Annotated in this window: 9 protein-coding genes; 3 read left to right on the top strand and 6 right to left on the bottom strand. The window is 63.4% G+C overall.

The window, feature by feature from the left end; all coding sequences use genetic code 11:
• From ACFVSJ_RS18675 to tkt, 3 genes are all read right to left on the bottom strand, one after another.
• The coding region (locus tag ACFVSJ_RS18675; protein WP_387438451.1) for a glucose-6-phosphate isomerase at positions 1-1272 on the bottom strand (1272 nt) is incomplete at its 3' end.
• 6 nt (positions 1273-1278) lie between these two features.
• Positions 1279-2397 carry a transaldolase gene (gene tal, locus ACFVSJ_RS18670; RefSeq protein WP_387438450.1) on the bottom strand — a complete coding sequence of 373 codons (1119 nt, stop codon included), beginning with the start codon at positions 2395-2397 and terminating at the stop codon, positions 1279-1281.
• Positions 2398-2427: 30 nt separating this feature from the next.
• A complete protein-coding gene (gene tkt, locus ACFVSJ_RS18665; protein ID WP_387438455.1) occupies positions 2428-4545 on the bottom strand; it encodes a transketolase in 2118 nt (705 codons plus the stop codon).
• 439 nt (positions 4546-4984) lie between these two features.
• Between tkt and ACFVSJ_RS18660 the strand changes: the two genes are divergently transcribed.
• Positions 4985-5947 (top strand): heme o synthase, encoded by a 963-nt coding sequence (locus ACFVSJ_RS18660; RefSeq protein ID WP_387438449.1) that lies wholly within the window; start codon positions 4985-4987, stop codon positions 5945-5947.
• Positions 5948-6160: 213 nt separating this feature from the next.
• Here the strand turns inward: ACFVSJ_RS18660 and ACFVSJ_RS18655 are convergent, their stop codons facing one another.
• The 3 genes from ACFVSJ_RS18655 to ACFVSJ_RS18645 are packed head-to-tail and all read right to left on the bottom strand — an operon-like array spanning position 6161 to position 8858.
• Entirely contained in the window at positions 6161-7105 is a 945-nt protein-coding gene (locus tag ACFVSJ_RS18655; protein WP_387438447.1) for a heme A synthase, read from the bottom strand.
• A gap of 32 nt (positions 7106-7137) precedes the next feature.
• On the bottom strand, positions 7138-7902 hold the full coding sequence (locus tag ACFVSJ_RS18650) for an ABC transporter permease (RefSeq protein WP_387438445.1): 765 nt from the start codon (positions 7900-7902) through the stop codon (positions 7138-7140).
• Complete coding sequence (locus ACFVSJ_RS18645; RefSeq protein WP_387438444.1) at positions 7899-8858, bottom strand: ABC transporter ATP-binding protein; 960 nt, start codon at positions 8856-8858, stop codon at positions 7899-7901. Before ACFVSJ_RS18645 ends, ACFVSJ_RS18650 begins: the two co-directional genes overlap by 4 nt.
• A 110-nt stretch (positions 8859-8968) precedes the next feature.
• Between ACFVSJ_RS18645 and ACFVSJ_RS18640 the strand changes: the two genes are divergently transcribed.
• Both ACFVSJ_RS18640 and sufB read left to right on the top strand, forming a co-directional pair.
• The gene (locus tag ACFVSJ_RS18640) at positions 8969-9790 is read left to right on the top strand and encodes a helix-turn-helix transcriptional regulator (RefSeq protein ID WP_387438443.1); all 822 of its coding nucleotides are present in this window, start codon (positions 8969-8971) and stop codon (positions 9788-9790) included.
• Positions 9790-11265 carry a Fe-S cluster assembly protein SufB gene (gene sufB / locus ACFVSJ_RS18635; protein ID WP_144658782.1) on the top strand — a complete coding sequence of 492 codons (1476 nt, stop codon included), beginning with the start codon at positions 9790-9792 and terminating at the stop codon, positions 11263-11265. The genes ACFVSJ_RS18640 and sufB overlap by 1 nt, the downstream gene beginning before the upstream one ends.
• Positions 11266-11267: the final 2 nt, after the last annotated feature.

Raw genomic sequence — 11267 nt, 5'->3', positions numbered from 1 at the left:
GCGGTCCAGGTAGGCCTGGACGCTGAGGTAGCCATCGGTGCCGAGCTGGGCGAGCAGCGCCTGCACGGCCTCGGAAACAGTGGCGGACGAGCCCAGCCACTGACCGCCGCGGACTTCCACGGCACCGTCGGTGAAGGCAGCTGCTGTCGGTTCAGGACGGGCGTCGAGCAGGCCGCGGGCAGCAACCTTGGCGGCTTCCACATCGGGCTGGTCGAAGGGGTTGATACCGAGAAGACGACCTGCGACGGCAGTGGCGAACTCCCACACGAACATTTGCGTGGCCAGGCCACCGGCGATGGCCACCTCGTTTTCACGGAGTTCGACGTCGGTGTCAGCACTCACCAAACGGATCACCAGTACGTCGTCGGCTCCGCCGCGGGCTTCGGGGGAGTCCGGTCCCGCAACGACCGGCAGCACACCGGTGCCGAGCTTGCCGGTGGACTCGGCAATGAGCTGTTCGGCCCAGTCAGCGAATCCAACGATGCCCGAGCCATCCTCAGCAATGACAATTTTGTTCCGCAAAGGGTTGGTCCCGCCCAAGGCAATGCCAAGGGTCAAACCAATGTTGTCGGTGGAGTCCTCGTTGAGGATTTCGCCGGCTTCCTCGGCCTCGTCCAGGAAGGCCTGGATGTCTACGCCTGCAAGGCCGCAGGGGACCAGGCCGAAAGCGGTCAATGCCGAGAAACGGCCGCCGACGTTGGGGTCGGCGTTGAAGACAGCCCGGTAGCCGGCTTCGCGGGAAGCCTTGTCCAGTGGCGAACCCGGATCGGTAACGATGATGATCCGGCTCTTGGCGTCGATACCGGCGTCGTTGAACGCCTTCTCGAACACACGACGCTGTGAATCCGTTTCCACGGTGGAACCGGACTTGGACGAAACGACGATGGCCGTTTCAGCCAAGCGGTCCGCGAGGGCGGCACTGACCTGCTCAGGGTCGGTGCTGTCCAGAACAGTCAGCTCGACGCCAGCGGTGCCGGCGATGACCTCGGGTGCCAAAGACGAACCGCCCATGCCGCAAAGGACAATGTGGGAAACGCCTTCAGCGCGGAGGGCATCACGCAGTTCCAGGATCTGGCCCACCAGTGGCTGGGAGACGGCCGGAGCCTCTACCCAACCCAGGCGGATAGCGGATTCAGACTCGGCGTCCGGACCCCACAGCGTGTGGTCCTTGGCGAAAATCCGCGTTGCGATCCTGTCTTCGACCAGGCTGTCAATGTGCTGGGCGATTGCCTGCTGCGCGGCACCGCTGGCGTCAAAGCTGATTGTGCTCATTGTTGGTTAGGAAGCCTTCCGTGCGGTAGCAAGTGCACCTTCGACGTCGGCCAGGAGTTCCTTCCAGCTGGCCACGAACTTCTCAAGTCCTTCGGACTCAAGCAGCGCCACGACATCGTTGTAGGAGACACCGAGGTTTTCAAGGGCGTTGAGGACACCATTGGCGTCTTCGTAGGTGCCGCTGATGGTGTCGCCAGTGACCACGCCGTGATCGAAGGTGGCGTCCAGGGTCTTCTCCGGCATGGTGTTCACTACGCCGGCGGCCACCAGTTCGGTGACGTAGAGGGTGTCCGGGTAGGACGGGTCCTTCACACCGGTGGAAGCCCACAGCGGGCGCTGCGGACGGGCGCCGGCCTCGGCCAGGACGTTCCAGCGCTCGGTGGAGAACAGCTCTTCGTAGACCTGGTACGCAAGGCGTGCGTTGGCTACCCCGGCCTTGCCCTTGAGTTCCTTTGCTTCGTCCGTGCCGATGGCGTCGAGGCGCTTGTCGATCTCGGTGTCCACGCGGGAGACGAAGAAGGAGGCGACCGAGTGGATCCTGGACAGGTCGTGGCCGTTCTCCTTGGCCTGCTCCAGGCCTGACTGGAAGGCATTGATGACTGCGCGGTAGCGCTCCAGGGAGAAGATCAGGGTCACGTTGACGCTGATGCCCTCAGCCAGCGTGGCCGTGATGGCCTCGAGGCCTTCAAGGGTGGCCGGGATCTTGATGTGGACGTTGTCCTTGTTGACCTTTGCGTAAAGGTGCTTGGCTTCGGCGATGGTGCCTGCCGTGTCCCAAGCCAAGCGGGGGTCGACTTCGATGGACACGCGGCCGTCAACGCCGTTGGTGGCTGCGGCGATCGGAGCGAACAGATCGCAAGCGTCGGCAACGTCGGTGGTGGTGATCTCGAAGATCGTTTCCTCGACGCTGGCGCCGGCCGCAGCCTGGGCTGCGATGGTGGCGTCGTAGTCCGTGCCGGAGGTAATCGCTGCGTGGAAGATCGACGGGTTGGTGGTCACACCAACGACGTTCTTTTCGTCGATGAGCTTCTGCAGCGTACCCGTCTCCAGGCGGTTGCGGGAGAGGTCGTCGAGCCAGATGGAAACGCCGGCGTCAGAAAGCTGCTGCGTGGGAGTGCTGGTCATGGGTTTTCTCCTTGATGGGGTCTCAGACGATTACGCGTTGACGTCTGCGAGGGAGTCTTTGGCAGCGGCTGCGACGGCCTCGGCGGTGATACCGAACTCGTTGAACAGTCGCTTGTAGTCGGCGGAGGCACCGAAGTGCTCGAGGCTGATGGAACGGCCGGCGTCGCCGACGAATTCCTGCCAGCCGAGTGCCAGGCCGGCTTCCACGGAGACGCGGGCCTTCACGTAGGCGGGAAGGACCGACTCGCGGTAGGCCTCGTCCTGCTTCTTGAACCACTCGACACACGGCATGGACACCACGCGGGTGGCGATGCCTTCAGCCTGGAGCGCCTCACGGGCCTGGACTGCAAGCTGGACCTCGGAACCCGTGCCAATCAGGATGACCTGCGCGTCAACGGTTTCGCCGTCCTTGGATGCCTCGGCCAAGACGTAGCCGCCCTTTGCCACACCGGCGGTGGAGGCAAACGTGTCGCCGTTGGCTGCACCTTCGCCGCGGGCGTAGGTGGGGATGTTCTGGCGGGTCAGGACGATGCCTGCCGGGTTCTCGTGGTTCTCCAGCATGGCCTTCCACGCCGCGGAAACCTCGTTGGCGTCGCCGGGGCGGACCACGTCCAGGCCGGGGATGGCGCGGAGGGTGGCGAGCTGCTCCACGGGCTGGTGGGTCGGGCCGTCTTCGCCCAGGCCGATCGAGTCGTGCGTCCAGACGTACAGCGACGGGACGCCCATCAGTGCGCCGAGGCGGATGGCCGGGCGCTGGTAGTCGGAGAAGATCAGGAACGTACCGGAGAACGCGCGGGTGCGGCCGGCAAGCGAGATGCCGTTCACGATCGAGGCAGCGGCGTGCTCGCGGATCCCGAAGTGCAGCACACGGCCGTACGGGTTGCCCTTCCAGGCGTCCGTCGAGCGGGACGTCGGGATGAACGACGGCGAACCTTCGATGGTGGTGTTGTTGGACTCGGCCAAGTCGGCCGAACCGCCCCACAGTTCCGGAAGAACCGGGCCAATGGCGTTCAGGACCTTGCCGGAGGCGGCACGGGTGGAGACATCCTTGCCGGCCTCGAACACGGGAAGGGCAGCGTCAATGCCAACGGGAAGCTTCTTGGCCTCAATGCGCTCCAAGAGGGCGGCACCGTCCGGGTTGGACGCCTGCCATGCCTCGAACTTGGCCTGCCATGCAGCACGTTCCTCGGAACCACGCTCGACAACCTTGCGGGCGTGTGCCAGGACTTCTTCGTCTACCTCGAAGGACTTGGCCGGGTCGAAGCCGAGCACGGTCTTGAGTGCGGCAACTTCTTCGGCACCCAGGGCGGAACCGTGGATCTTGCCGGTGTTCTGCTTCTTCGGGGCCGGGTAGCCGATGATGGTCCGCAGCGAAATGATGGACGGCTTGGTGGTCTCAGCCTTCGCAGCGAGCAGCGCCGAGTACAGCTCCTGGACGTCTTCGACGTATTCTCCGGTCTTGGTCCAGTCCACGCGCTGGGTGTGCCAGCCATAGGCTTCGTAGCGCTTGAGGACGTCCTCGGTGAAGGCGATGTCGGTGTCGTCTTCGATGGAGATGTGGTTCTCATCGTAGACAACAACGAGGTTGCCCAGTTCCTGGTGGCCGGCCAGCGAGGACGCCTCGGAGGTGACGCCCTCCTGCAGGTCGCCGTCGGATGCGATGACCCAGATGGTGTGGTCGAACGGCGATTCGCCGGCGGGAGCATCGGCGTCGAACAGGCCGCGCTGGCGGCGCTGGGAGTATGCGAAGCCAACCGAGGAAGCGAGTCCCTGGCCCAGCGGGCCAGTGGTGATTTCGACGCCGGCGGTGTGCTTGTATTCCGGGTGGCCCGGGGTCAGGGAGCCCCAGGTGCGCAGTGCTTCGAGGTCCTTCAGCTCCAAGCCGTAACCGGACAGGAACAACTGGATGTACAGGGTCAGCGACGTGTGGCCGGGGGAGAGGATGAACCGGTCGCGGCCAATCCACTCAGGGTTCTTGGGATCGTGGCGCATCAGCTTCTGGAACAGCAGGTACGCCGCCGGAGCCAAGCTCATGGCCGTACCCGGGTGGCCGTTGCCGACCTTCTCCACAGCGTCAGCAGCCAACACCCGAACAGTGTCAACAGCCTTCTGGTCCAGATCGGTCCAGGACAGTACTTGCTCTTCCAAATGTGGCACGAAAACCGAGCCCCTCTCTGTGCTGACGGCAGGTTTTGGAAACACGGCGCGCAGGAAGCTCAGGATGGCGCCCGCTGCAATGTGTCTACCAGCCGTTCACCATTGAAACGTTGATCTCTCATCCAGTCGCACGGAGAATCCGAGAATACGGTTTCCCGGAAAGTCGACGTGTGCTGATCTGTTTCACAGCTTAGCCCTAAACGTGGCGTGGGACTCAGGGAATCCCACTAACTGGACAGAAATTCGCTTATATGAATCACCAAGGCGCCCCGAACGCGTGAAGATTCGGAAACATTGACGTATTTTGCGGACATTGGTCCACTTCCGGTCACGGTATGATATCTGGAGGCCACCAGCGGTTCCTGGGTCAGCGGTTCCACCGCAGCAACCCGGACGCCGCCGCTGCGAGAACCCCAGAGCAAAGAACAGAGTGACTGCCGCCGTGAGCACAACTGATACGCCCCTTAACGCGTCCCCGGCCCGGGGAGGCATCGGTTTCTCCCGTAAGTTCAAAGCGTATCTGGCCCTCACCAAGCCCCGGGTCATCGAGCTGCTGCTGGTCAGTACCCTGCCCACCATGATCTTCGCCCAGCGAGGCTTCCCCTCCATCGGCCTGATTCTTGCCACCCTCGTAGGTGGCGCGTTCGCTGCGGGCAGCGCAGGAGTCTTCAACTGCTACATCGACCGCGACATCGACAAGCTGATGCACCGCACCGAGAAGCGTCCGTTGGTCACCGGCGAGGTGACCCCGCGTGAGGCCTTGGTCTTCGCGTGGATCCTTGGAGCGGCCTCCATCGCGATCCTGTGGTTTGGCGCCAACCCGCTGTCGGCGTGGCTGGGCCTCGGTGCCATTGTGTTCTACGTCGTCATTTACACGATGATCCTGAAGCGCCGTACGGCGCAAAACATCGTGTGGGGCGGAGCCGCAGGCTGCTTCCCGGTTCTCATCGCCTGGTCCGCTGTGACCAACACCGTCGAATGGCCGGCGATCGTCCTCTTCATGGTGATCTTCCTCTGGACGCCTCCGCACTATTGGCCGCTGTCCATGCGCTACGGCGAGGACTACCGCAACGCCAAGGTGCCCATGCTCGGAGCAATCGCCGGTGCCAAGGTGGTTTCCGTCCAGGTTGTCCTTTATGCGTGGGCCATGGTGGCCTGCTCGCTGCTGATGATTCCCGTGGGCGGCGCGGGGTGGGTCTACACCATCGCCGCGGTCGCTGCCGGCGCCTGGTTCCTTTACGAAAGCCACGCCTTGTACAAGCGCGCCCAGGGCGGCGACGTCTCCAACAAGGGCGCCATGAAAGTCTTCCACGGCTCCATCAGTTACCTGACGCTCCTCTTCATCGCCTTGGCCGTGGACCCGTTCGTCGGTTCCCCGCTCATCGGCGGTTAGGCTTCCTCAGCCTTCCGAACGCATAAGGAACGACGCCGGCACTCACCCGAGTGCCGGCGTCGTCCGTCCCCACCCCGGACGCTCTCTCACGAAACACGCCCTTCAGGCGGACGCTCTCTCACCCAAACAAGAAGCCCGACGTCGACACTCAAGGGAGTGCCGACGTCGGGCTTTGGTTCTTGATCGCCACGGCTGGAAGCCGTCGCGAAGCCCCTACTTCACAGGGCTGGCCTTCGCAAGGTCCGCTGCATTCGTGGACGCGCTCATCAGCAATGCTGCGCCGAGCATGTGGGCACCGACCAAGAGCGCCGGAATTCCGTTGTAGTACTGGGTGAAGCCGATGATCGCCTGAAGAACCGTGACGCCAAGCATCAGGTAGGCAGCAGTGCGGAACGGTCCGTTGATCTTATGCCGCAACACCAGATAGACGGCAAGGAGTGACCCCGCTGTAATCAGGTAGGCGGGCACGGCGTGAATATGGGAGAAGAGGTCCCAATCGAGGTCGTTCCTGGGCGCGTCTGCATCGCCCGCGTGCGGACCGGCGCCCGTTACCACCACGCCGAGCATGACGGCGATCGCGGAGAAGACTGCTACGGCCATCATGGCAGGGCGAAACGCAGCAGGCAGCGCAACCAAGGCGCGGTTCATGAACCGGCCCGTGCGCCCGAAAGCCCGGTTGACCAGCAGTGTCGCAAAGACCACCAGGGCCATGGAGACGAGGAAGTGCAAGCCAACCACCCAGGGGTTCAGGCCGGAAAGGACGGTGATGCCGCCAATCACCGCCTGCGCCGGAATGCTGGCCAGGAGGCCCAAGGCCAGGAGGAAAAGGTCCCTGCGTTCCTTCCGGAGATTCCACAAGTACACCAGCATGAGCGCAGCCACAGCGGCCAAGGCAAAGGTCAGGAGGCGGTTGCCGAACTCAATGAAGCCATGGATACCCATCTCGGGGGTGTTGACCAGCGAATTACTGGTGCAACGCGGCCACGTGGGGCAGCCCAGGCCGGAGGCGGTGAGGCGGACGGCGCCTCCGGTGACGACGAGCACCGTTTGGCCGATCAGCGACAGGACGGCGAGTCGCCGTACGGTCCGGTTGACCTCTGTCGGCAGCTTGGCTGTCAGCCGCTGGACGGTCTTGGGGAGGCGCGATGCCGTGCTCACAGGTTTCTCGTTTCTCAGTTCTTGTTGGGTGGTCAGTTCCACTTGAACCAGCGGATGGCGGCGGCGCCTGCTACGAGCGTCCACAGCAGGAGGACCAGGACGGCGGGCCAAGCCACCACGCCTTGGAGGAATGCGTCGCGAAGTGCCTGGCCCAGTGCTCCGGAAGGCAGGAAGTGCACAATGTTCTGCGCCAAGGCGGGCAGGCGTTCAGCCGGAACCACAATGCCCCCAAGGGCACCGAGGAGGATCCACAAGAGGTTTGTAATGGCCAAGGTGGCTTCCGGACGAACCGTTCCCGCCACCAGGAGCCCCAGGGCCGTGAATGACGCTGCCCCCAGGACCAGCAGCAGAAGACCAGGCAGCCAACCCCCGGCGTGGGGATGCCACCCCAGGAAGCCGGCCACCACGGCGACCACCACCACCTGCAGGGAAAGCACCACCAGGACGGCAAGGATCTTCCCGGCGATCAGGCCACCGCGTCCCAGCGGAGTGGTGGACAGGAAGCGCAGCACGCCGTAACGGCGATCGAATCCGGTGGCGATGCCTTGCCCCGTGAAGGCAGTGGACATGGCGCACAGGGCCAGGATGCCCGGTGTGGCGATGTCCACGCGGGAGCCACCAAGGCCGTCCAGCAGGGGAGTTACAGCCAAGCCGATGAGTGCCATGAGCGGCAACACAATGGCGAGGATGAGTTGTTCCCCGTTTCGCAGCATGGTGACGGTCTCGTACTTGCCCTGTTGAAGGATTCGGCGGGACAGGGAGGCCGGACCTGCGTTGGGCGCCAGGAGCTTGCTCATCGGAGGTCCCTTCCGGAGATGTCCAGGAATACATCCTCGAGGCTGCGGGCCTCGAGACGAAGCGAGGCCGGCATGATGTTGCGCTCGGCCCACCAGGCTGTGAGTGCCGCCAGGTCCGCCGGGGTCAGGGCTCCGCTGACCGAATAGCTTCCGGCGCGCGTCTCCGTGACCTGGAGTCCTGCCCGGAGAACTGCGCCGAAATCCAGCCCGGCGGGTCCGTCAAAGAACAGCGTCCTGTCGGCGATGTCCGCCGAATGGTCGTGGGCCAGGAGCTCGGCGACGGTTCCTTCGGCGACGTTGTGGCCGCCGTCGATGATGTAGACGTAATCAGCCAGCCGCTCGGCGTCGTCCATCAGGTGGGTTGTGAGCACGATGCCCATCCCGGCGTCGCGCAGTTCGGCGATGAGGTCGAAGACGATCTGCCGCGACTGCGGATCAAGCCCGGCGCTTGGCTCGTCCAGGAAGAGGATTTCGGGGTTGCCAACCAGCGCCGCAGCCAAAGCCAGGCGCTGCTTCTGCCCGCCGGACAGGCGGCGTACGCTGGTCCGGCTGAACTGGTTGATGCCCAACCGCTCCACCAGCACCTCAAGGTCCATGGGGTTCCGGTACATGCCCGCCACATGGCGCAGCAAGGGAAGGGGACGGGCCGACGGCGGCAGCCCGCCGTCCTGGAGCATCACGCCGACGCGTGAACGCAGCTCCGCGCCTGCGGTATCGGGATCTTCGCCGAGGAGCGAGATGGTTCCCCCGGTCCGCTTCTGGAGACCCTGGGCACACTCGAGGGTGGTGGTCTTGCCGGCACCGTTGGCACCCAGGAGCGCGGTGATTTGTCCGCGCTCCGCCACCAGGGAAAGGCCACTCACAACCCTGAGCATTTTGCCATCAAGGGAGGCCAGGGGGCCCACATCCTTGATGAGTCCGTCTATGGTGAGGACAGGGGAGTCGGTGGATCGCACCAAAGTATTCTACGCGAAGTAGTACGGTCATATGCGGCTGCTAAGGCAAGGTCAGTCTTGCCTTACTGGAGGCCGGAATGAAATTACGACATGATTGTGTTGTGTATTCCATGAGCACTCCAGTTTCCATGCCCTCAAAGCGGCATGCTGCAGCGGCCGAGCCCCTTGCGGCTGTGCCGGCGCTGCCGGATGCTGAAGACAGGACTCGTGACCGCGTCTTGGGTGCAGTCTTGGAAAACGGTCCAGTGAGCGCGGCAGAACTCGGCGATCTGCTTGGATTCACGCCAGCTGCCGTACGCCGGCACTTGGACCACCTTGAACGAAACGGCGTCATCGAAGTCAAACGGGTAGCGAAAGCAGGGGCCGGAGCCGGTCGCCCCGCCCGGAGGTACGTACTTAGCTCCCAGGGGCAGTCCAAGCTCGGCGACGACTATCTGAATATTGCAACTTCCGCCTTGCGGCGCCTCCAGGACATCGCAGGGGAAGACGCCATCCGCGCTTACGCGGAGGAACGCTTCTCCGAATTGGAACAGCGCTACGCACCTGAAGTCTCAGCCGCCGGTGAGGATATCACGGCGCGGGCCGCAGCCCTGTCAAAGGCGTTGAGCCGTGATGGTTACGTCGCCTCCGCCCACTCCATCGAGGCCAAGGCCCCACTGCCTGCGGAATTCTCCAGCGTGCAGCTCTGCCAGGGCCACTGCCCCATCCAGCAACTCGCGGCCGAGTTCCCTGTGTTCTGTGATGCCGAGACCGCAGTGTTCTCCCGGCTGGTGGGCGTCGATGTGCGGCGACTCTCCACCCTGGCGCAAGGCGGCCACGTCTGCACCACCCACATACCTACCGGGCGACCGGCGGCCACGGTGCTCCCAGGCACTGAAGCGCACGCCGGGAACCTGTCCAAGGAATCAAACAACCAGCAAGAAAGGCCGTGATGACGGGTCAATTAGCTGAAGGAACAGCAGAGAAGGCGGTAGCTGACGGCACTGTGATCTCGGAGATTCTGGAAAAGAATCCCGAGCTGCATGGCATCGGCAACTACGAGTACGGCTGGGCCGACAAGAACGACGTTGGCGCCAACGCCCGTCGTGGCCTCGACGAGGAGGTTGTCCGTGACATCTCCGACAAGAAGAGCGAGCCCGAATGGATGCTCGATCTCCGCCTTAAGGGTCTGAAGTACTTCGACCGCAAGCCCATGCCCACGTGGGGTGCAGACCTCTCGGGTATCGACTTCGACAACATCAAGTACTTCGTGCGCTCCACGGAGAAGCAGGCTGCCACGTGGGAAGACCTGCCCGAGGACATCCGGAACACCTACGAAAAGCTGGGTATTCCGGAAGCTGAGCGCAGCCGCCTCGTTTCGGGCGTTGCTGCCCAGTACGAGTCCGAAGTGGTCTACCACCAGATCCGCGAGGACCTCGAAGCCCAGGGCGTGATCTTCCTGGACACGGACACCGCGTTGAAGGAACACCCTGAGATCTTCCAGGAGTACTTCGGCACGGTCATTCCCGTGGGCGACAACAAGTTCGCTTCCCTGAACACGGCCGTATGGTCCGGCGGTTCGTTCGTCTACGTGCCCAAGGGTGTCCACGTGGACATTCCCCTGCAGGCCTACTTCCGTATCAACACGGAAAACATGGGCCAGTTCGAGCGCACGCTGATCATCGCCGACGAAGACTCGTACGTGCACTACATCGAAGGCTGCACGGCTCCGATCTACACCTCGGACTCCCTGCACTCGGCAGTTGTGGAAATCATCGTGAAGAAGGGCGCCCGCGTCCGCTACACCACCATCCAGAACTGGTCCAACAACGTGTACAACCTGGTCACCAAGCGCGCTATCTGCGAAGAGGGCGCCACCATGGAATGGGTCGATGGCAACATCGGTTCCAAGGTGACCATGAAGTACCCGGCCGTCTACCTCGTGGGCGAGCACGCCAAGGGTGAGACGTTGTCCATCGCCTTCGCCGGCGAGGGCCAGCACCAGGACACCGGATCCAAGATGGTGCACATCGCACCGAACACCAAGAGCTCCATCATTTCCAAGTCAGTGGCGCGCGGAGGCGGACGCGCTGCTTACCGCGGCTTGGTCCAGGTCCGTGAAGGTGCCAAGCACTCGGCCAACACGGTCCGCTGTGACGCTCTCCTGGTCGACACCATTTCCCGCTCGGATACGTACCCGTACATCGACATCCGCGAGGATGACGTCGTACTGGGCCACGAGGCTACCGTTTCCCGCGTCAGCGAAGAGCAGCTCTTCTATCTGATGTCCCGCGGCATGCCGGAGGACGAGGCCATGGCCATGATCGTGCGCGGCTTCATCGAGCCGATCGCCCGCGAGCTGCCCATGGAATACGCCCTCGAGCTCAACCGCTTGATTGAACTTCAGATGGAAGGATCCGTCGGTTAACA

This window comes from Paenarthrobacter sp. NPDC058040 (assembly GCF_042885775.1).
In the GTDB taxonomy this organism is placed as follows: domain Bacteria; phylum Actinomycetota; class Actinomycetes; order Actinomycetales; family Micrococcaceae; genus Arthrobacter.
Note: the sequence above shows the minus strand (reverse complement) of the source record. Positions and strands in the feature narration are given on the sequence as shown.

What these genes read in the sequence shown, in the direction of transcription:
- tal (WP_387438450.1), bottom strand. Translation starts at nt 2,397, where the DNA reads ATGACCAGCACTCCCACGCAGCAGCTTTCTGACGCCGGCGTTTCCATC.
- ACFVSJ_RS18650 (WP_387438445.1), bottom strand. Translation starts at nt 7,902, where the DNA reads ATGAGCAAGCTCCTGGCGCCCAACGCAGGTCCGGCCTCCCTGTCCCGC.
- sufB (WP_144658782.1), top strand. Translation starts at nt 9,790, where the DNA reads ATGACGGGTCAATTAGCTGAAGGAACAGCAGAGAAGGCGGTAGCTGAC.
- ACFVSJ_RS18640 (WP_387438443.1), top strand. Translation starts at nt 8,969, where the DNA reads ATGAGCACTCCAGTTTCCATGCCCTCAAAGCGGCATGCTGCAGCGGCC.